The sequence below is a fragment of the Actinophytocola sp. genome, assembly GCF_050699935.1.
Taxonomy (GTDB): domain Bacteria; phylum Actinomycetota; class Actinomycetes; order Mycobacteriales; family Pseudonocardiaceae; genus Actinophytocola.
Map to the genome: position 1 here is coordinate 23,164 of NZ_JBOHGB010000047.1, position 21,540 is coordinate 44,703.

Consider the following 21,540-nt stretch of genomic DNA (forward strand, 5'->3'; position numbering starts at 1 on the left):
GCTCAGCTCCGTTCGGGAACGAGGATGCCGCGCCCCTGCAGCCGGCCGTGATCCAGGTCGTCCATCGCGTCGCCCGCGGCTTCGAGCGGGTACGTCCTGGTGTGCAGGCTGACCTTTCCTTGCGCGGCAAGGGTCATCAGCTCCGCGAGGTCGTTGTAGGAGCCGACGAGGTTGCCGATCACGTTGATCTCCGTGGAGATGATGTCGATGGTCGGGATGTCGACGTGCCCGCCGTAGCCGATCACGAAGTACGACCCGGCGCGGCGCAGCATCGACACGCCCTCGGCCTCGGTGCCCTTCTCCCCGACGAAGTCGAGCACCACGTGCGCGCCCTCGCCGCCCGTCAGGTCGGCCACCGCGTCGACGTGCCTGCCGTCGGCCACGACGGTGTGCGCGGCGCCGTAGCCCCTGGCGAGCTCGAGCGCGGCGGGCGACCGGTCGACGACGATGACCTCGGCCGGCGTCATCGCGGCGAGGCACTGCACGCCGATGTGCCCGAGCCCGCCCGAGCCGATCACGACGGCGTACGTGCCGGGGTAGAGCAGCGGCACGGCCTTGCGCACGGCGTGGTACGCGGTCAGCCCGGCGTCGGCCAGCGCGGCGACGTCGGCCGGCCGCAGTGACGGGTCGAGCTTGATCACCGAGCGGGCACTGGTGCGCAGCAGCTCGGCCATGCCGCCGTCGGAGTCGATGCCGGGGAACGCGGAGTCCGAGCAGTGCACGTCGTCACCGGCCCGGCAGGCGCGGCACAGGCCGCACGTCGCGAGCGGGTGCAGGATCACCGTGTCACCGGGGGCGATGTGGGACACCGCGGACCCGACCGCGCGCACCCAGCCCGCGTTCTCGTGCCCGATCGTGTACGGCAGCGCCACGCCGGACTTCTCCGCCCACTGCCCCTCGACGATGTGTAGGTCCGTGCGGCACAGCCCGGCGCCGCCGACCTCCACCAGCACGTCGAAGGGGCCGGCGAGCTCGGGCTCGGGCACCTCCTCGACCACGGGGCGTTTGTCGTACTCGTGCAGGCGAACCGCTTTCATCGCCACTCCCCTTCGAGGAACGAACAGGCTCGCTCTCGATGGTTCGACTGCTCGCGACCGGGGTCAACGGCCGGATTTCCGGCCCGCGAAATACCGCGGGTTATTTCACGGAGCCGGAATTTCGTCGGGCAGAATCGGCGATCATGGACGAGTGGCTCCGGGTGCGCGCGCACCTGCGCGCGAACCGCTACCGGCTCGCGGTCGAGGCGGCGGCGCGGTACCCGAACGTCCCGAAGCTCGCCGGCACGCCGCTGCTCACTCGCCCGGCGTGGGTCCCGCCGCGCCCGGTGCCACTCGGCGACCTCGCGATGTCACTCGGCGCGTCACCGCCGCTGCCCGACCTCCCGGCCACGCACTACACCGAGACGATGGCCAGCCGCGACCGGCCCGCGGTGTTCGAGAACCGCCCGACCTACCGGCTGCTCACCGCGACCCTGCGCGGCCGGCCGCGGCTGGAGTTCGGCCACGGCACGTACTTCGACAGCATCGACACCGGCGAGGCGGCCGCGCACGAGTACGCCGCCGGCCCGCCCACTCCCCTGCGCGACGCGATCGGCGACCCCTGCGACCTCACGCGCCGGCCGGCGAACCTCGCGGTCAGCGCGCTGACGATCCGGCTGGGGGACCCACCGACGTTCTTCCTGCACCGGCGCGACCCGGCGCGGGTCGGCCACGCGGGCGGGCTGTACCAGGTGGTGCCGGTCGGCGTGTTCCAGGCGAGCGGCCCGGCCGTGTCCGAGGAGCCCGCGGAGTTCTCGCTGTGGAACTTCCTGCTGCGCGAGTATGCCGAGGAGCTGCTCGGCGAGCCGGAACGCGCGGGCGTGGACTACGGCACGTGGCCGTTCGCGGTCGAGATGACGGCCGCACGGCGGGCCGGCCGGATCCGCGCGCAGTGCCTCGGCCTCGGCGTCGACCCGCTGACGTTCGCGACCGATCTCCTGATGAGCGTGGTGATCGAGGCTCCGGTGTTCGACGCCCTGTTCGGCGCGTGGGTGGCGGAGAACGAGGAGGGCGCGGTCACCGAGCACCCGTTCACCGCCACGGCGACCGACGGGCTGCCGATGCAGGCCGCGGGTGCGGCGCTGGTCCGCCGCGCCCTCGCCACGTCCGGCCGTTGAATGCCAGGAAGGCGTCCTTCCCGGCGTTGAACGTCAGGAAGGCGTCCTTCCTGGCGATCTGCGGGAGCGATCCTCACCGCCTCCTGCCCACCAGGGCGATCGGCGCGAGGGCGAGTGCACCGCCGACCACGGCCACCAGCGCGAAGCCGCCCAGGCCGTACAGCACGCCCGCGGCCAGGCTGGCCACCGCGGAGGAGAGCCACACGACCGCGTCCACCCCGCCCTGCAGCTGCGTCCGCTCGTCGGCCGGCAGGTCCCGGGAGAGCAGGCTGCTGCCGCCGACGAACACCAGGTTCCAGCCGTACCCCAACAGGAACAGCGCGGCGGGCAGCCCGGACGTGTGTGCGGTCGGCGCCGCCACCGCGGTCGTGGCGGCCACGGCGAGCGTGCCGATGCCGAGGTAGATGGCGACGCGCCCGCCCCACAGGTCGGCGATCCGGCCGGACAGCGGCGCGAGCGCGAACATCCCGATCATGTGCGCCGACAGGATCAAGCCGATCACGTCGAGCCCCTGGCCGTGGTGGTCGAGCTGCAGCGGCGTCATCGTCATCACGGCGACCATCGAGACCTGCGCGCCGACCATCGCCACGAGTGGGGTGAGCACCTCCGGCCGGCGCAGCGCCGTGGCCACCATCGGCAGGGACAACCGCGGCCGGGCCGGCGGTGGTGGGACCCGCGGCAGCCCGGCCGACGCCGCCAGCGCGAGGCCCGCGATCGCCGCCGACACCAGTGCCGGACCGGCGAGCTCGCGCACCCCGAGCAGCCCGGCGATCCGCGCGCCGGGCGCGATCAGCACCGGGCCGGCGATCGCGCCGACGGTCCCGGCCCACACGATCACCGACAGCGCGAACCCCTTGCGGTGGGCCGGGTACAGCTCGGCGGCGAGGTACCGCGACATCTGCGCGACGCCGTTGCCGAGTCCCAAGAGGACCATCCCGGTGAGCAGCGGGGCGAGCAGCGCACCGGCCGCCGCGCCGAACGCGATGAGACCGCCTGCCACGGCCGCGGCGTACATGGCGAGCAGCACCGGCCGGCTGCCGCGGCGCGCCATCACGGCACCGGCACCGAGCGTGCCGAGCGCGGTGCCGGTGATCACGAACGCGTTCGGCAGCCCGCTCCACGCCGGGCCCGCGTCCGCCGACACGATCAGGGTGGCGGCCGTGCTGGCGCCGACCATCGCGGTGTTCATGGCGGCCACGCCGCCGAAGAGGAACACCGTCGAGCGGCGGACGCTGGGCAGGAGAATGGTCATGCCGTTGACCGTAGGCAGCTCGGACGCCGTTTCGAATGGGCTGTCGCAGGCGTATCGTCGCGCCCACCGGCTGTGTGGAAGGAATGTGGCGGCCATGTCCTTTCGTTCGGAAAGGACCCTGGATCGGGTCGACTGGCAGATCGTCGAGGAGCTGCAGGCCGACGGGCGGCTGTCGTTCAAGGAGCTGGGTCGCCGGATCAACCTGTCCGCGCCCGCGGTCGCCGAGCGCGTGCGGCGGCTGGAGGAGTCGGGCGTGATCAGCGGCTACCGCGCGGAGGTGGACGCGCGGCGGGCCGGCTACCCGTTCCTCGCGTTCGTGCAGCTGCGGTGCTCGCTCGGCAAGTGCCTGCTGAAGACCAGCAAGGCCGCGGACTACCCGGAGATCGTCGAGGTGCACAAGCTCTCCGGCGACCACTGCACGATGCTGAAGGTCCGCGCGGCGACCCTCGACCACCTCGAGGGCTTCTTCGAGCGAGTCGGCCAACACGGCGAGCTGCGGTCGTCGGTGGTGCTGTCGACGCAGTTCGAGGGGCGCCCGGTCGAGCCACCCGTCGAGGACTACCTGACCGCGACCCGGGCCGCAGGCTGGTCGAATTCGTGACACGTCACGCGTGACGTCGCGACCCGCACCCACCAGCGGCATGGTCGTCTGACCACCACCCGCGAGTGCGGGGGACTCGCGGATCAGGTGGGCGTGTACATGGCGCTGAGGAACTCCACCAGCAAACGCTCGCGCAGCGCCGGCGCGGCCACCGCGAGCATCGCGTTCACCTCCGCCATCCGTTTCGGCGCGGCGACAGCGCCGTCGACCCCGTCGAACCCGGCCGCGGCGAGCAGGCCGGCGAACTGCTCATGCGTCAGCGAGTCCGGGTCCAGCGCGCCGATCGCCGACACCAGCTCCGGCGCGAGCCGCACCGGGCCGGCTCGCCGCGCGGCCGCGACTGCGCCGGCGAGGTCGGCGAGCAGCTCCGCCTCGCTGCCGTGGTTCGCCGCGGTGACCGTCAGGTGCAGGTTCGCGGGCGAGGACTCGAACGCGAACTGCGGCTGCACGTACCAGCGCCGCTCGGTCATCTCGTCGGCCACGGTGAACACGTCGACGTCGTCCCCGTCCGCGGCCACCGCGAGCAGCGTCGACACCGGGTCGCCCAGGATCCGCAGGCCCTCGACCTCCTCGATGCCCGACCGCAGCGCCCGCACCGCGCCGAGCGTCAGCGCCGCCAGCCGCGCGTAACCCGCGTCGCCGAGGTGCCGCAACACCGCCCACGCCGCCGCCAGGGGACCGCCGGACCGGGTGGACTGCAGGGTCGAGTTCAGCATCGTGTAGCCCGGCCAGCGCGCGCTCGCGAAGTACTGGGCGTGCCGCAGGCCCGCGGACGCGTGCAGCAGCACCGACGTCCCCTTGGGACAGTAGGCGTACTTGTGCAGGTCCACCGACAGGCTCGTCACGCCGGGCACCGACAGGTCGAAGTCGGGCACCGGGACGCCCAGGTGCCGCAGGTGCGGCAGCACCCAGCCGCCGATGCAGGCGTCCACATGGCACCGAACACCCCGCTCGGCCGCCGCGGCCGCGACCGGTGCCACCGGGTCGACCACACCGTGCGCGTAGGACGGCGCGCTAACCACGACCAGCACCGTGCGGTCGTCGATCGCCGCGGCCATCGCGTCGGGGTCCGCGCGGAACGTCACCGGGTCGACCGGCACGCCGACCGCCTCGACGCCGAAGTAGTGCGCCGCCTTGTGGAACGCGGCGTGCGCGGTCGTGGCCAGGACCATCCGCGGCCGGTCGACGTCCGCGCGCGCGTCCCGCGCGGCCTGCACCGCCAGCAGGCAGCTCTCGGTCCCGCCGGAGGTCACCGAGCCGACCGTGTCCGGCCCGCCGCCGAGCAATGCCGCGGCGGTCGCCACCACGTCGTTCTCCATCCGCAGCAAGCTGGGGAACGCGGTCGGGTCCAGGGCGTTGGCGGAGCTCGCCAGCGCGTGCGCGGCCGCGGCCAGACTGTCCACACCGGACAGGCCGCTGTCGTAGACGTAGGCCAGGGTGCGGCCGCCGTGAGTCGGCAGGTCGCCGTCCCGCAGCCCGCGCAGCTCGTCGAGTACCTGGTCGGCGGGCAGACCCGCGGTCATGCGGCAACCTCCAGAACGCGGCGCCGCAGCAGCGGCAGGCCGCCGAGCGCGAACAGGGCGGGGATGAGGCCGGCGCCGACGATCACCGCAGTGACCGCGCCGGAGGGCTGGGCGACATCGGTTCCGGCCGAGGACACGTAGCCGCCGATGGCCAGCACCAGGCCGTACAGGGCTGGCCCGAGCGCGAGCCCGAGCGTCTCGCCGGCCGTCCACACGCCGGCGAACAGGCCGGCGCGGATCTGGCCCGTCCGGCGCTCCTCGGCGCTGATCACGTCCGGCAGCAGGGCCAGCGGGAACACCTGCATCCCCGCGTACCCGACGCCGACCACCGCCGCGCACGCCACCACGAGGGCGACCGGGAACACCCGCGCGCCGAGCAGCCCCAGCACGCCGACGGTGAACACCAGCGTGGCGATCACGTAGCCGACCCGCTTGCCGAACCGGTCCGCGACCCGTTGCCACACCGGCATCACGAGCAGCGCGGGCGCCACGAAGGCGGCGAACAGCAGCGGCTGCAGGGCTCTGTCGCCGATGCCCACCCGGGCCACGTAGTCGACGCCGGCGAGCAGCGTGCCGATGCCGATCGCCTGGATCACGAACGCGGTGAGCAGCCAGCGGAACGCCCGGCAGTCCCGCACCGCCGCGGCCACCTCCCGCCAGCTGGACACCGACGGCAGCACCCGGCCGTGCGGCGCCCGCGCGGTGCCGATGAACACGCCCACCGCGCCGACGACGATCAGCACGCCGACCGCGATGCCCATCACCCGGTAGCCGGCGATGCCGCCGACCGCGTCCCGGAGCGCGGGCGCGCCGGCGCCGGATACCAGGATCGCGATGGCGAGCACCGCGATCCGCCACGTGGTCAGCCGGGTGCGCTCGCCCGGGTCGGCGGTCAGCTCGACCGGCAGCGCGTTGTAGGGCACCTGGAAGAACGCGAACGCGGTGGCGCACAGGAGGAACATGCCGGCCACGTACAGCGCGTCGACGCTCGCCGAGCCGGTGTTCGGGCCGGCGAACAAGCCCGCGAAGCAGATCGCGAGCGCGATCCCGCCGCCGATCAGGTAGGGCCGGCGGGCTCCCAGCCGCGTGTGCGTGCGGTCGCTGATCCGCCCGGCGACCGGGTTGAACAGCACGTCCCACGCCTTCGGCAGCAGCACGAGCAGGCCCGCGAGGGAGGCGGACACCGCGAGCGTGTCGGTCAGGTACGGCAGCAGCAGGAGCCCGGGCACCGTGCCGAACGCACCCGTCGACAACGAACCGAGCGCGTAGCCGAACCGCGTCCGCACGGGCAACCGGTCCGCCACCGCGACCGGAACGTGAGCAGAATTCATCATTGCGCGGGACCTTACGTCCCCCACCCCCACCCGTCCACCGCGAGTCCCCCACTCCCACACGCGAGTCCAACACCCCGAACCCGCGAGTCCAACACCCCGAACCCGCGAGTCCAACACCCCGAACCCGCGAGTCCAACACTCAGAACCCGCGAGTCCAACACTCAGAACCCGCGAGTCCGGCACCGCGTCCACTCAGGAGAGACCCGGGCCGGGAGCAAGGCTCGCCCATCGCGAACGTCGAACTCGCCGGTCACGAGTGTTGGACTCGCGCGTCGCGAACGTTGGACTCGCGGATGCGGGGAGCGGGGGACTCGCGTGCGGGGAGCGGGGGACTCGCGGGGTTAGGGCCAGGTCAGGACCAGGCGGACGCATTTCTTGTCGATCACGTACTCGCCCGTGGCGTCGCTGCCGGCCGGGTGCGCGTCGATGCGCAGGCCGGTCGAGCCGGGGCGCCCGGCCTCGTCCCAGGCGACGACGTGCTCGGCGAGCTCCTCGGCGATCCGCTCGGCACCCGTGACCACCAGCTCGCCGGCCGAGCCGACCGACAGCGTCGCCAGGCCGAACTCGTCCAGGACGCCGGCGGTGACCACGGCGTCCGGCGCGCGCATCGGGGCGCTCCCCAGGCGCGTGCCCGGGTCCTGTTCGGACAGTGAGAACCAGCGCGGCTCACGGATCGCGAGCCACAGCCCGAAGCCGTCGAAGAACTCCGACTGCGTGGGCGCGACGCCGGTGCGGATCTCGACCTCGGGCGCGTCGAGCGCCTCGACCACGGCCGCCGTGTCGAGCTCGCGTGCCTCGGGCAGGCTCAGCGTGAGGTGGGTTTGCTTGTCCAGCAGGTGGTTCCGCTCCGGGCCGGCGAACTGCCCGCGCATCCGCATGAACCCACACGCGCGCGCGGACCGGCTGGTCCAGTAGTCATCCACCCGCTCGAAGCAGACCGACCGCTGCACGCCACGCAGGTCGAGCGGGACGACGAGGCGGCCGTCCGGTGCGAGCTGCTCGTGCCAGGCGGGCGCGAGGTCCCAGACGCCGACCGTCGCGATGATGCGGTCGTAGGGCGCGCGGGGAGGATGGCCGAGCGCGCCGTCGGTGTGCAGGACCGTGACGCGGTCGCACCCCGCGGCCGACAGGTTCTCCTCCGCCCGGTCGACGATCTCCGGGTCGAGGTCGATGCTGACGACGCTCCCCTTCGGACCGACGATGTGCGCGAGCAGGCCGGCGTTGAACCCCGTGCCAGCACCGATCTCGAGCACCCGCTGGCCGCGGGTGGCACCGAGCTGGTCCAGCATGATCGCCATGATCGTGGGCTGGGAGGACGAGCTCGTCGGCATCCCGTCGGCGTCCCACTTGGTGACGATCGCCTCGTCGCGGTAGGCGGCGTCGGGCGGCAGGTCGGGCAGGAAGATGTGGCGGGGCACGTTGCGCAGCGCGTCGGCCACCAGTGCGTCGACGGCGCCGCCCTGCTCGCGGACCGTGGCGAGCAGCTGCCCGCGCAAACCGTTCAACTCGGCACCCAACGCGCCTCCCGTTCGGTAGAGACCGGCACCATGCTCCCACTGGCGACACCATTGTGGGCAAGCCCCGCGCCGGCACCGAGGTGCCCCGCCGTCGGCCGGCGGAGCACCTCGCACCCGAACGGTTACTGCGAGCGCTGGTAGGACCGGAACGCCCGGGTCGCCAGCCAGACCGCCGCGAGCGCCACGAGCAGCAACCCGCCCAGCCGGGGCCAGATCGCCGACCAGTCCGGGTTCGCCGCCAGCGCCTCCCGGCTCGCGACGACCGTCCAGTCCACCGGGTTGTAGCTCGACACCGTCTGGATCCAGCCCGGCGCCGCCTCGCGCGCCATCATCGCCGAGGACAGGAACGACAGCGGCAGCGTCAGCATCGTGGAGAACCCGATCAGCGACTCCTGCGTCCGCACGATCAGCGCCATGCCGTTGGACAGCGACGCGAACGCCGCGGCCAGCAGCACCGCCGCCACGAGCATGATCACCACACCGACCACCCCACCGGAGAACGACGCGCCCAGCAGCAGGCCGATGACCACGATGATCAGGCCCTGCACGACGATCGTCACGGCCTGGTTCACCACCGACGAGATCATCATCGCCATGCGGCTGACCGGCGAGGACAGCATCCGGTCCATCACCCCGCGCGCCATGTCGTCGATGAACGCCATGCCCGCCCACCCGCTGGTGAACAGCACGGTCATCACGACCACGCCGGGCGTGAGGAAGTCGATGTAGGACCCGGACGCGAAGCCCGGCAGCTCCACCACCCGCTTGAACAGCTGCCCGAACAGCAGCAGCCAGATCATCGGCTGGATCAGCATGATCACCACGAAGGCCGGCTGGCGGCCCGTGGCCCGCAGCAGCCGGCTGGTCAGGTACGCGGAGTGCGGCAACACGGTCGTCATGCCGCCACCTCCTCGGCGGCCGCGAACGAGCGGCCCGTGTGCCGCAGGTAGACGTCATCGAGCGACGGGCGGGCGACGGTGACCGCCGCGACCGGGACCGACTCCCGCTCCAGGGCCGCGAGCACCGCGGGCACCGCGGACGCGCCGTGATCCACCCGGGTGCGGATGGTGCGCCCCTCGACGGTGACCTCCCGGGTGCCCTCGAGCCCGTCGATCGCCCGGTCGGCGAGCACGAGGTCGGCGTCGGGCGCCAGCTCGATCACGACCGCGTCACCGCGCAGCTCGCTCTTGAGCCGCTCCGGGCTGCCCTGCGCGACGGCCCGCCCCCTGTCGACGATCAGCAGCTCGTCGGCGAGGTGATCGGCCTCCTCGAGGTAGTGCGTGGTGAGCAGGACCGTCAGCCGCTCGTGCGCGGCCAGCCGGGCGATCTCGGCCCACATCTCCGCGCGCGCCTGCGGGTCCAGCCCGGTCGTCGGCTCGTCGAGGAACAGCACCGCGGGCCGGTGCACCAGCCCCATGGCGACGTCGAGCTTGCGCTGCATGCCGCCGGAGTAGGTCTTCACCACCCGCTTCGCCGCCTCGGTCAGGCCGAACCGCTCGAGCAGCTCGTCCACTCGGCTCTTCGCGGGGCGACCGCGCAGGCCGTGGATCCGGCCGGCCAGCAACAGGTTCTCCCGGCCGGTGGCCATCGGGTCGGTGCCCGAGCCCTGGGTGACGACGCCGATCGCGCGTCGCACATCGTCGGGCCGGCGCAGCACGTCGATGCCGGCCACCGACGCGGTGCCGCTGCTCGGCCTGGACAGCGTGGTGAGGATCTTGATGGTCGTCGACTTGCCGGCGCCGTTGGGGCCGAGCAGACCGAACACGGTGCCGGTGGGCACCACGAAGCTCAGCCTGGCCAGCGCCTCGACCTCGCCGTAGGTCTTCACGAGCGCCTCGGCGACGATCGCCGGCGGGGCGGCCGGCGGGTCCGCGGACCGTGGCGCGGCGGTCGCCCGCCCGGTGGGCATGGTCATCTGCGTGCACCTTCCTGGATTGTCACCAGGTCGATCCGCGCATGACGGCCAGCTATGGTGGAAAGCGCAGCCTGGGTACGCGAGCCGGCACGGATCGAGCCTGGGTTTCTGATCGCTGGCCGGGTGTTGCCACACCCGGCCAGCGTCGTGTCAGTGGAACTTCTCCCCTTCTCCCCGAGTACGTATATCCGAAGTCGAGTATGTGCTGACATCACGCTGACGTCAAGACGGTGTCATCGTGACCGTCACTTGACGCGTCGCAGGTGCTCGGAGGCGCGCATCCAGTCCTCCTCGCTCGGCAGCTCGCCGCCCTCGTGCGCGCGCCGCCAGAGGTCCACGCCCTCCAGCGTGCCGTTCCGGATCTTCTCCGCGAGGTCGCGGACGAACTCCCGTTCCGCCCGCCGCAGCGCGCGGACGTAGTCGGCCTCGATCGCCCACAGGTAGGGCATGCCGCGCCGGGCCATCTCGTCCATGACCCCGCCCACCGTCGCGATCTCCGCGTCCAGCCGGATGAGCCGCGTCTCCAGCAGCCGCTGGACGTCGTCGGGGTTGATCACCGGTATCAACGTGAGCGCCGCCTCGAACTGCGTGTACTCCTTGACCGGCACGGAAAGCAGCTCCGACATCCAGTCGACGAGCTCGAACCGGCCGTTCTCGGTGATCGCGTACACCGTGCGCTCCGGCCGGCGACCCTCGCGGATGGTCTCCCGCACGTCGATCAGCCCGTGCCGGCGCAGCGACTCGACCACGGAGTAGAGCGAGCCGTAGTTGAGCTTGATGCTCTCCTCCTTGGCTCGTTCCCGCAGCGTGCTGGACATCTCGTACGGATGCATCGGCCGTTCCGCGAGTAGGGCCAGCACGGCGAGGGCGAGCGGGTTGGAGACCTTCCGCTTCGTCATGGTGGTCATCGTAGCCCCAAATATCCGAGGTCGAGTATTTGCCTGCCGCCCGCGCCCCACGGTGTTGAATTGGGGACGTGACCGAACCGCAGACCGAATACCGCCAGTTCCGCTTCACGCTGCCACCCGGCGCCACGGACATCCTGCTCGTACGCCACGGCGAGTCCGCCCCCGCCAGGGAGAACCGATCGTTCCCGCTGGTCGACGGGCACAGCGACCCGCCGCTCGCGGTCGAGGGCGAACGCGAGGCCGAGGTCGTCGGCGACCGGCTCGCGGTCGAGCCCATCGAGGCGATCTACGTCTCCGGCCTGCGCCGCACGGTGCAGACCGCGGCACCGCTCGCGAAGCGCCTCGGCCTCACGCCCGCGGTCGAGCCGGGCATGCGCGAGGTGCGGCTCGGCGACTGGGAGGGCGGCCTGTTCCGCATCCGGGTGTCGGAGAACCACGAGATGGCCCAGCGCATGTGGGAGATCCAGCGCTGGGACGTGATCCCCAACGCGGAGTCCACTGAGGACCTCGCGGCCCGGGTACGGGCGTCGATCAAGCGGATCGCCGCGGCCCACCCGGACCAGCGCGTGGCCGTGTTCACCCACGGCGGCGTGATCGGCCAGGTGGTGGCGATGGCGACCGAGTCACGGCCGTTCGCCTTCGTCGGTGCCGACAACGCCTCGATCACCCAGCTCGTGGTGACCGAGGACCGCTGGCTCATCCGCCGCTTCAACGACACCGCGCACCTACACCCGGCATTCACCGTGCGGCCGCAACCCCTGACGTAGCAAAGGAAGCGCCGGGGCGGGTGGCCGCGGCTGTGGCTCCCGCGGGCACCGGCCCCGGCGGCACCGTGAGCGATGCGCACGACGGCATCGTCATCATGCTCGCCATCGGTGCGGGCAAGCGCATTCCCACGAACGGTACCGACCGTGTCGGGCCGGACGCAAGGGCGACGGGTGGCGAAATCAACCGGATCGCGCACGCCGTCCTCGCACTACCATTTCCGTGGTCAGCGGCGCATTCCTGGCCGTCGTCGTTCGCCGTCCAGGCCCTCTCAGCCGCGCCGACCCGCGAGCGGTAACCCGGTTCCGAGTCAGGAGGTCACCCTGCCATGAAGACCGCCGCACGAAGAAGGGTGCTCAGTGCGATCGCAGCAACCGTCACTACCGTGGCGCTGATGCCAGCCATGTCCACGTCCGCGACCGCCGACCCGGTGTGGCAGCCCGGCACCCCGCCGCTGTCCACGCCCTGGACCGACCAGGTGGGGCCGGACAACGCCCTGCCGGAGTACCCGAGACCGCAGCTGACCCGCGAGCGCTGGCGGAACCTCAACGGGGTGTGGGAGTTCGCCGCGGCCGACGACCTGACCACGCCGCCGGTCGGCCAGTCGCTGGGCGAGCGGATCCTCGTGCCGTACCCGATCGAGTCCGCGCTGTCCGGAATCCAGCGCAGCGAGGACCGGATGTGGTACCGGCGCACGTTCGACGTGCCGGCCCGCTGGAAGGCCGGGAAGGCCTCCGAGCGGCTCGTGCTCCACGTCGGCGCGGTCGACTACGACGCCACGGTGTGGGTCAACGGCACGCGGGTGACCACGCACCGAGGCGGCTACGACAAGTTCAGTGTGGACATCACGGACGCGTTGACGGGCCGGGGCCCGCAGGAGCTGATCGTCGGGGTGGAGGACCTCACCGACGCCACGTGGCAGCCCGTCGGCAAGCAGCGCCGGGTGCCCGACCGCGGCATCTTCTACACCGGCAGCTCGGGCATCTGGCAGACCGTCTGGCTGGAACCGTTGTCCGCCAAGCACATCACGAAGCTCGACATGACGCCGGACCTCGCCGACGGCAGCCTGGCGCTGACCGCGCGCACCGAGGGCGGTGACGCCACGGTCGAGGCGATCGCCTACGACGACGGCACCGAGGTCGGCCACGTGACCGGGCCGGCGAACAGCCCGCTGCGACTGCCGGTGCCGGACGCGAAGCTCTGGTCGCCGGACTCGCCGTTCCTCTACGACCTGCGGGTGTCGCTCGTCGAGGGTCGCAAGAGGACGGTCGTGGACCGGGTCGGCTCGTACTTCGGCATGCGCGAGATCGGCATGAGGCCGGGCGCGGACGGCAAGCTGCGCATGACGCTGAACGGCGAGATCCTGTTCCACCTGGCCACCCTGGACCAGGGCTTCTGGCCGGACGGCATCCACACCGCGCCCACGGACGAGGCGCTGCGGTTCGACCTCGAGCAGCACAAGGTGATGGGGTTCAACGGGGTTCGCAAGCACATCAAGGTCGAGCCGGACCGCTGGTTCTACCACGCGGACCGGCTGGGTCTGCTGGTGTGGCAGGACATGCCGTCGATGAAGACGTCCGAAGAGCGGCCGCCGCCGGACGCGCGGGCGGAGTTCGAGCGCCAGCTGCACACGATGGTGGACCAGCACGACAACTGGACGTCGGTCGTGGCGTGGGTGCCGTTCAACGAGGGCTGGGGCGAGTGGGACCGCACCGAGACCGGGCGCATCGCCGACGAGGTGAAGGCCCAGGACCCCAGCCGCTTGGTGAACGCGCACAGCGGCGTGAACTGCTGTGCCTCGCACGGGGACTCCGGCCGCGGCGACATGATCGACCACCACGCCTACGTCGGCCCCGCGCAGCCCGTGCCGGACGCGAACCGCGTGGCGGTGGACGGCGAGCACGGCGGCTTCGGGCTGGAGGTCGAGGACCACATGTGGTTCGGCGAGGGGCATGCGTACGAGATGACGCCGGACTCGGCCACGCTCACCCGCCGGTACGTGGAGAACCAGCGCGACGTGCTGTCGGCGGCGCAGAGCTGCGGGATCTCGGGGGCGATCTACACGCAGATCACCGACGTGGAGCACGAGGTCAACGGTTTCTTCACCTACGACCGGCAGGTGGAGAAGATGGACTTCGCCCAGGTGCGGGCGGTGAACGAGGAGATTATCGCGGGCGCGGACGGCTCCGGCGATGGCACGCAGCCGCCCCCGCCGGGCACCCCCGGCCCGGACGGGATCCACTACTACCCGTTCGACGAGAACACCGGCACGACGACCGCCGACGCCGTGGGCGACGCGGACGCCACGTTCGTCGGGAGTCCCACCTGGATATCGGGCGTACACGGCCCCGCACTGGCGTTCACCGGCGACGGGTCCCATGTGGACACCGGCCGCGCCCTCCTCGACACGACGGGCAACTATTCGGTGGCAACGTGGGTGAGGCTCGACAGCCTGGGCGGGTTCGCCACCGCCGTGAGCCAGGACGGCACCGCGGACAGCGGGTTCTTCCTGCAGTATTCCGGTGCGGACAACCGTTTCGCGTTCAGCTTCGTCGGCGTGCGCGCGCTCGCGCCCTCCCCACCGGAGACCGGCCGCTGGTACCACCTTGCCGGCGTCCGCGACGCGGCATCCGGCACGCTGAAGCTCTATGTGGACGGTCAGCCCGCAGGCACGCGGACCGCCTGCACCGCCACCGACGCGAAGGGCAACACGGTGATCGGCCGAGCCAAGTTCGGCGGCAACCCCGTAGACCACTGGCGAGGCGCGATCGACCAGGTACACGTCTACGACCGAGCCCTCCCGGACAACGAGGTGGCCGAGCTTTACCGGTCCGGACGCTAACGCACCACGTCAACCCCGCAACGCGAATGAACTGGTGAGAACGGCTGCGCCGGCCGTGGCGCCCCAAAACGCCACGGCCGGCGGTCACAATCCGCACCTCGATATGTGCCCGTGCAACAAAAGGCGCTCGCAATCCGCGACTCGATCTCGACCCGAGTTAGTCCGTTCGAGTGGGATTCCAACCCTGGTGACGGAGCCTCACCATCACACCACTCACCGTGACGTCTTTGCGCTAACCTTCTGTCCGGGGTGCGGGACGCCCCCGCGACCAGTCTGGGGGTGAGCCCGGTGTACATCGACACCGATCCCGAGGACTCGGGTGGTTCGGGCCGCATGCTTGTGGACCCGAGCCGACTCATGCAACTCAAGCAAGGCATCGAGGAAGAGGCCGACAGGGTCCGTCGGTGGCTGTTCACCAACGGGGACCGCCTTCGTTTCATCGAGCCGCCCGGCGGTGACCCGTGCAGCAAGGACACGATGAACCTGATGGGCCAGAACGGCAGCAGCGCGCTCGACATGGCGGACGCATATGTCGCACGGCTGTCCGTCGTGGCCGACAAGCTGGGCGAGAGCGGCCGAACCTATGGGCAGGTCGAGGACAAGACCACAGATGAGTTCCGGCGAGGACCCGAGTGATCCGTCCGTTTCGCGCCATCACCTGCTTGTCTGTTGTCCTGCTCACCGGTCTGGCTGCCGGGTGTACCACCATGTCGACCGGAGACCCCCGGCCCGACGACGTCGCCGCCACCTCGTCCGGTGGTGATCCCGCGGAAACCACGTCGTCGACACAGCCGAACCGGCCCCGAGATATTCCACTGGACGACGTCGACCCCTGCACCCTGCTGCCCGAGGCCGACTATCCCGACTACTACCTGGACAATCCCGGCGAACCCAGGAAGGACGACCAGGGGGCAGCCGCCTGTTTGTGGCTCGGAGAGATCGGCTACATGGGCGCCACGTTGGTGACCTACGAAGACATCGACGAGCAGGACGGCCGGTACGGCCAGGTCGAGTCCACCGATCCGATCGACGACTTCCCCACTTACACCATTGCCTTGCCCAATGACGACAACAGGTGTTTTACCGCCGTTGATGTGGCCGACGGCCAATACCTCATCGTCCAGATCGGGTTGGATTCCGTGCCGACGGACATTCCGCCGGTCTGCGAGTACTCGCACCAATTCGCCGCCGCACTGATGAGCACGCTGGTGGACCAATGAACGGAGGGTTCGCGATGACCGTCAGGGGTCCGGGTTTCTTCGGTTACCGCTGGGAAAGCAATACCCACGAGCAGCTCTACCACTGGGTCCGCACCGACGCCAAGGGGGCCGGTGTGGTCACCGAGGCGGATCAAGCGTGGCACGAGTTCACCGACCTCATGACCGCCTCCCGCGACCGTATCGAGCGGCTCCAGCGTGAGGCCGGCGTGACCTGGGAGGGACAGGCGGCCGCGTCGATGTCCGGGGCCGTGTCGCCGATCGGGCGGTGGGCGGAGGAGTCGGCCACGGCCGGCGTGCAGACCAAGGCCAGCCTGCAGCAGATCGCGGACGGGTTCGTCCATGTCGCGAACTCGATGCCCGAGCCGGTGGCCGTACCGTCCAAGCTGGCCCAGGGCATGCCCACCGACTTCGCCGGGATGCTCGCCGGCCAGACCGACGAGGACGCCGTCGACCAGCGGTCCCAGCAGGCCCATCTGCGCGCTGTCGAGCTGATGAACGGCTACACGGCCAACAGCATCGACTCCGCGGACACCGCCGGCACCTTTGCCGACCCGCCCGAGATCGGCGTCACCGCGGCCGAGCGCACCGAGCCGGGCGGCAGGGCGGGTGGCGTCATCGACGGCAACCCGTTGAGCGACAGCGAGAACGGCGGACCCGACGAGGCCGACGGACCGGGTGCGGGCGGCGCGCCTGCCGGCGCGGCGCCGTCCGAGAGCGGGGGCGCGGCGCCGTCCGAGACCGGGAGCGCGGCGCCGTCCGAGACCGGGAGCGTGGCGCCGGGAACGGGGAGCCAGGTCACCGATCCGTCTCGGGTCGTGGCCGGGCCGTCGGCGCCCGCGCCGCCGTCGCCCGTGGGTGGGCAGGGCGGCGCGCCGGCCAACCCGTTCGTACCGGGCACCGGCGTGCTGAACGACCCGGTGACTGGCCGGCAGCCCGGCGGGGGCAACGCCGGTGGCGGTGGCAACGCAAAAGGTGGCAACGCAAAAGGTGGCAACGCGGGCGGCGGGAGCGGGCGAGGGACCGGCGGCCGTGGCGGCGTGGTCGGCGCGGGACCGGGCCCGCGCGAGAACGCGGCCGCGTTTCGTGCGACCCCGCCGACCGGTGCACGAGGTGGCGCCGGTACGGGGATGGCGCCGGTCGGGGCCGGGGGCGGTCGTGGTGAGGAGGACCGGGAGCGCGACTCGCCCGCCTACCTCAAGGACTACAACGACGACTTCTGGGACGACACCCCGCCCGTGGCGCCTGCCGTCATCGGCGAAGACGACTGAGGATCAGCATGGCGGGCAAGGTCACCCTGACCCGGCTCGAGTACGACGTGCTCTGGGAGCACCTGCGGCTCGGCCCGTACCGGCCGGTCATCGCCGTCGCCTCGCCCGGGGCCACCGAGCGGGAGCGCGCCGAGCTGCGCGCCAAGGCGTGGGCTTCGCTCGCCGCCAAGAACCTGGGTGACGCGGACTCCGTCGACGACTGGCTCGCGCACCAGCTCACCCGGCTCGCCCGCCCCGAGTGGGAGATCGACGCGCGGCTGCAGCTCGCCGAGCAGGGGCCGCGCACCTTCGCGCTGGTGAGCCGGGCCGGCCGCGGCGTGACGATCGCCGTCCTGGCCGACGACCTCACGCTGCGGGTCACCAAGTGGGGCGAGGAGGTGACGGCGGCGGCTCGGCTGCTGCCCGCCCACCCGGCCGGCACCGGCAACTCGATCAGCCTGCCGGTCGCCGCGCTCGACCGGGCCGCGGCACGCGCCGGCTCGGATCGGGACCGCTTCCGGCGCGCCCTCGTCTCGGACGGGCTCGGCAAGGCCGAGGCACGCAAGATCACGGCGGTGCTCGGCGACGCCATCCGGCTCGGCCACTTCGGTGCCGCGCGTACGCCCGCGGACGGCGTCCGCCGGCGCGCGTCGCACGTCGTGAGCGTGTACGACGACCCGGCCGGCCGATATCTGTTCACCAGAAAGAAGAACTGGGTCACCCTGCTGCCCGGCACCGAGCAGGCCATCGCGCGCCAGCTCGGCGAGCTGCTCACCGAGCTCGGCCGCACCTGACCCGACCGACGGCGAAGGTCACCGAGCCGCCGCTACCCTCGAGGTCCGGATCGCCGCGAGGGAAGGAGGGTGGCGGGTGAGGGTGCCTCCGGTCGTCGTCATGGGGGTGACCGGGTCTGGCAAGACCACGGTCGGCGTTGCGCTCGCGGAGCGGCTCGGGGTGCCGTTCGGTGATGCCGACGACTTCCACCCGCGAGTCAACGTCGACAAGATGTCGGCCGGCGAGCCGCTCGACGACGACGATCGGCAGCCGTGGCTGCGGGCCATCGGCGAGTGGCTCGCCGAGCACTCCGACACCGGCGCCGTGGTCACCTGTTCCGCGCTCAAACGGGCCTACCGCGACACCCTCCGCGACAACGCGCCGTCGGCGCTTTTCGTGCACCTGCACGGTGACCAGGAGACCGTGCGGCGGCGCGTGGCGGATCGGTCCGAGCACTTCATGCCCGAGTCCCTCGTCGACTCGCAGTTCGCCGCGCTCGAGCCGCTCCGGGCGGACGAGCGCGGCGTCGTACTCGAACTCGACGCCTCCGTGGCGGACCTGGTCACCGCCGCCGCACGGTCCATAGTGGACTAGTCGCCGAACAGCTTGCTGCCCTGGTCGATGATCGTCAGCACGCTGAGCACGCCGAACAGCGCGATCGACCAACCCAGCACCGCGATCCGCCCGCCGCGGATCTTGATCTCGTCCGGCAGCACCTTGCGGTTCACCACCAGCAGCAGGATCGAGTAGATGAACATCATCACGCCGCCCACGCACGCCGAGATCACCAGCAGCACGATCGGCTGGTCGAAGCCGGCGAGCACGATGCCGCAGCCGATCAGCACGAGCGCCCACACCACGCCGAAGTACAGCGTGCTCTCCTTGGCCTGCTGGGCATAGGAGGTCTTGATGACGTCCGCGACCAGCCGGGACGTGTAGTCCACGATGCCGAGCGCGGCGGCGAACAGCGAGAACGCGCCCACGATCCAGAAGAACGTGCCGAACCAGCCGCCGACCGCGGCGCTGAGCTGGTCACCCTCGACCTGCAGGAAGCCGATGTCGTCCGGCAGGTCCTCGCGGCCGTACACGGTCGCGTACGCGAGCAGCGAGGTGAACAGGATCGTCACGAACGTGATGAGCACGAACGTGTAGAGCTGCTCGCGGTTCGCGAACCGCCACCACGCGCGCCAGCGTCCCATGTGCTCATCGGTCGGCTCGAAGATGAAGCCCGTGCTCGGCGCGGCCTCCGGCTGCCCGGTCACCGGGCTCTTGATCCGCGGGACGTACTGGCCCATGGCGAAGCCCTTGTCACGGATCCAGTTGCTCTGCACCAGGTTCTGCCCGCCACCGGCACCCGCGAACGCCAGGGCGCCCAGCAGCAGGGCGAACCCGAGCTCGGTCGGCACCCTCGCGTCGGTCACGATCTTCGGCGCGTCGGCCCAGGTGTCCGCCGAGATCGCCACGAACGCGCCGACGATCAGCAGCACCAGCACGGCGGCGACCTTCAGCATCTCCGCGCGTTCCAGTGCCACGTAGACGACCGGGGCGAGGGTGAGGATGAGGCCGATCGCGAGCAGCAGGCCAATGGTGATCCACTTGACGTCACCGCCCCACAGGTACGTGACCAGTGTCGCCGAGCTCGTCGCCCAGCCGGGCCACAGGTTCGCGAGGATCGCCAGGAGCGCGAACACCAGGCCCCAGTGCCGCCAGAACCGGCTGAACCCGGTCAACGCGGTCTCACCGGTGGCGAGCGTGTACCGCTCGATCTCCATGTTCAGGAAGAACTGCGTGGCAACGCCGACCAGCGCGGCCCACACGAACACCAGCCCCACCTGCGAGGCGATGTACGGGTAGAGGATGAACTCGCCGGACGCCAGGCCGACGCCGGCCGCGATGACTCCCGGTCCGATGATCCGCCAGGTCGACTTCGGCGGCTCCGGTAACGCGCGTATCTCGGGTTTTGCCAGGTGTTTCGCGGGGAAGCGGTCCAGTACCGAGGTCGTGACTTCGTTGTGCTCAGTCGTCATGTTTGTTCATCCCCTTCCGTCCAGGGTGTGTGGAAAAAGCCTAACGGTGACGATCGGCTAGCGTCAGTAGTGATGAAGACACTGATCGATTTCGACACCGCGCGGACCTTCGCCATCCCGATGACCACCCGGTTCCGCGGCATCGACGTGCGCGAGGGCATGCTGATCGAGGGACCGGTGGGGTGGGGCGAGTTCTCCGCGTTCGCGGAGTACGACGACGCCGAGTCGGCGTCCTGGCTGACCGCGGCGATCGAGGCGGGCACGGTCGGCTGGCCGGACCCGGTGCGCGGCCGGGTGCCGGTCAACGCGACGGTGCCGGCGGTCGATCCGGCGCGGGCGAACCGGATCGCACGTGAGTCGGGCTGCCGGACGGTCAAGGTGAAGGTGGCCGATCACCCGGCCTCGCTGCCCGAGGACGTCGAGCGGCTCGAGGCGGTGCGGGACGCGCTCGGCCCGTCGGGTCTGGTGCGCTGCGACGCGAACGGGGCGTGGGACGTGGACACGGCGGTGTCCGCGATCGCCACGCTGGACCGGGCGGCCGGGGGGCTGGAGTACGTCGAGCAGCCGTGCCGGACGGTCGAGGAGTTGGCGCTGGTCCGCCGCCGTGTGTCGGTGCGGATCGCGGCGGACGAGTCGATCCGCCGTGCCGCGGACCCGCTTCGGGTGGCGGTCGCGGAGGCCGCGGACGTGGCGGTGCTGAAGGCGACCCCGCTCGGCGGCGTGCGGCGGGCGCTGCGGGTGGCCGAGGCGTGCGGGCTGCCGTGCGTGGTGTCCTCGGCGCTGGAGACGAGCGTGGGACTCGCGGCGGGCGTGGCGCTCGCGGGCGCGCTGCCGTCGCTGGAGTTCGCGTGTGGACTGGGCACGGTGTCGCTGCTGACGTCGGACGTGGTCGGCCCGGCCCGGTCACTGCGCCCGGTGGACGGCTTCCTGCCGGTGGCCCCCGTGCCGCCGACCCCGGACTCCTCGCTCCTGGACCGCTACGAGATCGCCGACCCGGTACGGGCGGCATGGTGGCGGGACCGGCTGGCGCGCCTGGTCGAGCAGGGTCGCGTGCTCACCTGAGCCCACTACTCCCCGCGAGTCCCCCGCTCCCGCACGCGAGTCCCCAACTCCGGGACGCGAGTCAGAGCTCGGCGCGGGTCGGGCTCGCCTGGGCGCCCCAGCGGGTGGTCGAGATGCCGGCCACGCGGACCGCCCACTCCGTCGCGTCCACAAGGGACTCACCACGGGCCAGGCCGTCGGCGAGGGCGCCGCAGAACGCGTCGCCCGCGCCGGTCGCGTCGACGGCGTCCACCACGGTCGCGGGAACATGCGTGGCCGTGCCGTCCTGAACGACCAGGGCACCGTCCGCGCCGAGCGTGACCACCACGGCGGACGGGCCGGCCAGCGCGGCGGCCAGCGCGGCGGCCTCGCCGGGGCTCTCGGGCTCGGGGGCCCGGGCCAGGACGCCCAGCTCCGAA

At 71.7% G+C, this 21,540-nt stretch carries 21 protein-coding genes; 11 read left to right on the forward strand and 10 right to left on the reverse strand.

From position 1 onward, the window contains the following. Positions 1–2 precede the first annotated feature (2 nt). On the reverse strand, positions 3–1,037 hold the full coding sequence (locus ACRDTB_RS17200; RefSeq protein ID WP_431431417.1) for an NAD(P)-dependent alcohol dehydrogenase: 1,035 nt from the start codon (positions 1,035–1,037) through the stop codon (positions 3–5). A gap of 143 nt (positions 1,038–1,180) precedes the next feature. Between ACRDTB_RS17200 and ACRDTB_RS17205 the strand changes: the two genes are divergently transcribed. After that, positions 1,181–2,155 (forward strand): hypothetical protein, encoded by a 975-nt coding sequence (locus ACRDTB_RS17205; RefSeq protein WP_431431419.1) that lies wholly within the window; start codon positions 1,181–1,183, stop codon positions 2,153–2,155. A 73-nt stretch (positions 2,156–2,228) separates the two neighbouring features. On the opposite strand, the gene ACRDTB_RS17210 is transcribed toward ACRDTB_RS17205, so the two are convergent. After that, positions 2,229–3,407, reverse strand: a complete 1,179-nt coding sequence (locus ACRDTB_RS17210; protein ID WP_431431420.1) for an MFS transporter — start codon at positions 3,405–3,407, stop codon at positions 2,229–2,231. A gap of 94 nt (positions 3,408–3,501) precedes the next feature. Between ACRDTB_RS17210 and ACRDTB_RS17215 the strand changes: the two genes are divergently transcribed. Then, positions 3,502–4,008, forward strand: coding sequence for an Lrp/AsnC family transcriptional regulator (locus tag ACRDTB_RS17215; RefSeq protein WP_431431422.1), 507 nt, complete (start codon positions 3,502–3,504; stop codon positions 4,006–4,008). Between the two features lie 83 nt (positions 4,009–4,091). Here ACRDTB_RS17215 and ACRDTB_RS17220 read toward each other — a convergent pair whose 3' ends face one another. From ACRDTB_RS17220 to ACRDTB_RS17245, 6 genes are all read right to left on the reverse strand, one after another. After that, complete coding sequence (locus tag ACRDTB_RS17220) at positions 4,092–5,531, reverse strand: pyridoxal phosphate-dependent decarboxylase family protein (RefSeq protein ID WP_431431424.1); 1,440 nt, start codon at positions 5,529–5,531, stop codon at positions 4,092–4,094. Beyond that, positions 5,528–6,865, reverse strand: coding sequence for an MFS transporter (locus ACRDTB_RS17225; protein ID WP_431431427.1), 1,338 nt, complete (start codon positions 6,863–6,865; stop codon positions 5,528–5,530). Before ACRDTB_RS17225 ends, ACRDTB_RS17220 begins: the two co-directional genes overlap by 4 nt. 341 nt (positions 6,866–7,206) lie before the next feature. Continuing rightward, positions 7,207–8,382 carry a methyltransferase, FxLD system gene (gene fxlM, locus ACRDTB_RS17230; RefSeq protein ID WP_431431430.1) on the reverse strand — a complete coding sequence of 392 codons (1,176 nt, stop codon included), beginning with the start codon at positions 8,380–8,382 and terminating at the stop codon, positions 7,207–7,209. Positions 8,383–8,504: 122 nt separating this feature from the next. Beyond that, positions 8,505–9,281: an ABC transporter permease gene (locus ACRDTB_RS17235; protein ID WP_431431432.1), complete on the reverse strand. Its 777-nt coding sequence runs from the start codon at positions 9,279–9,281 to the stop codon at positions 8,505–8,507. After that, the gene (locus ACRDTB_RS17240) at positions 9,278–10,297 is read right to left on the reverse strand and encodes an ATP-binding cassette domain-containing protein (RefSeq protein WP_431431435.1); all 1,020 of its coding nucleotides are present in this window, start codon (positions 10,295–10,297) and stop codon (positions 9,278–9,280) included. The genes ACRDTB_RS17235 and ACRDTB_RS17240 overlap by 4 nt, the downstream gene beginning before the upstream one ends. 245 nt (positions 10,298–10,542) lie before the next feature. Further along, positions 10,543–11,196: a PadR family transcriptional regulator gene (locus ACRDTB_RS17245; protein WP_431431437.1), complete on the reverse strand. Its 654-nt coding sequence runs from the start codon at positions 11,194–11,196 to the stop codon at positions 10,543–10,545. A 77-nt stretch (positions 11,197–11,273) separates the two neighbouring features. Here ACRDTB_RS17245 and ACRDTB_RS17250 point away from each other — a divergent pair, with 77 nt between their 5' ends. The 8 genes from ACRDTB_RS17250 (at position 11,274) to ACRDTB_RS17285 (ending at position 18,647) form a co-directional block, all read left to right on the forward strand. Continuing rightward, positions 11,274–11,972, forward strand: a complete 699-nt coding sequence (locus tag ACRDTB_RS17250) for a histidine phosphatase family protein (RefSeq protein WP_431431439.1) — start codon at positions 11,274–11,276, stop codon at positions 11,970–11,972. A gap of 65 nt (positions 11,973–12,037) precedes the next feature. Continuing rightward, positions 12,038–12,268 carry a hypothetical protein gene (locus ACRDTB_RS17255; protein WP_431431441.1) on the forward strand — a complete coding sequence of 77 codons (231 nt, stop codon included), beginning with the start codon at positions 12,038–12,040 and terminating at the stop codon, positions 12,266–12,268. Positions 12,269–12,364: 96 nt separating this feature from the next. Further along, a complete protein-coding gene (locus tag ACRDTB_RS17260; RefSeq protein WP_431431443.1) occupies positions 12,365–14,812 on the forward strand; it encodes a LamG-like jellyroll fold domain-containing protein in 2,448 nt (815 codons plus the stop codon). Between the two features lie 288 nt (positions 14,813–15,100). After that, the gene (locus tag ACRDTB_RS17265) at positions 15,101–15,448 is read left to right on the forward strand and encodes a hypothetical protein (protein ID WP_431431444.1); all 348 of its coding nucleotides are present in this window, start codon (positions 15,101–15,103) and stop codon (positions 15,446–15,448) included. Then, positions 15,445–16,032: a DUF3558 domain-containing protein gene (locus ACRDTB_RS17270; RefSeq protein ID WP_431431446.1), complete on the forward strand. Its 588-nt coding sequence runs from the start codon at positions 15,445–15,447 to the stop codon at positions 16,030–16,032. The genes ACRDTB_RS17265 and ACRDTB_RS17270 overlap by 4 nt, the downstream gene beginning before the upstream one ends. A gap of 14 nt (positions 16,033–16,046) precedes the next feature. Continuing rightward, positions 16,047–17,300 (forward strand): PPE domain-containing protein, encoded by a 1,254-nt coding sequence (locus tag ACRDTB_RS17275; RefSeq protein WP_431431447.1) that lies wholly within the window; start codon positions 16,047–16,049, stop codon positions 17,298–17,300. A gap of 8 nt (positions 17,301–17,308) precedes the next feature. Continuing rightward, positions 17,309–18,073: an ESX secretion-associated protein EspG gene (locus ACRDTB_RS17280; protein ID WP_431431449.1), complete on the forward strand. Its 765-nt coding sequence runs from the start codon at positions 17,309–17,311 to the stop codon at positions 18,071–18,073. A gap of 82 nt (positions 18,074–18,155) precedes the next feature. Further along, on the forward strand, positions 18,156–18,647 hold the full coding sequence (locus ACRDTB_RS17285; protein WP_431431458.1) for a gluconokinase: 492 nt from the start codon (positions 18,156–18,158) through the stop codon (positions 18,645–18,647). On the opposite strand, the gene ACRDTB_RS17290 is transcribed toward ACRDTB_RS17285, so the two are convergent. Continuing rightward, positions 18,644–20,080 (reverse strand): Nramp family divalent metal transporter, encoded by a 1,437-nt coding sequence (locus tag ACRDTB_RS17290; protein ID WP_431431451.1) that lies wholly within the window; start codon positions 20,078–20,080, stop codon positions 18,644–18,646. The two genes, ACRDTB_RS17285 and ACRDTB_RS17290, sit on opposite strands and share 4 nt — an antisense overlap. 72 nt (positions 20,081–20,152) lie before the next feature. Here ACRDTB_RS17290 and ACRDTB_RS17295 point away from each other — a divergent pair, with 72 nt between their 5' ends. Continuing rightward, positions 20,153–21,142, forward strand: coding sequence for an o-succinylbenzoate synthase (locus tag ACRDTB_RS17295; protein ID WP_431431454.1), 990 nt, complete (start codon positions 20,153–20,155; stop codon positions 21,140–21,142). Positions 21,143–21,203: 61 nt separating this feature from the next. Here the strand turns inward: ACRDTB_RS17295 and ACRDTB_RS17300 are convergent. Further along, the coding region (locus ACRDTB_RS17300) for a PfkB family carbohydrate kinase (RefSeq protein ID WP_431431456.1) at positions 21,204–21,540 on the reverse strand (337 nt) is incomplete at its 5' end.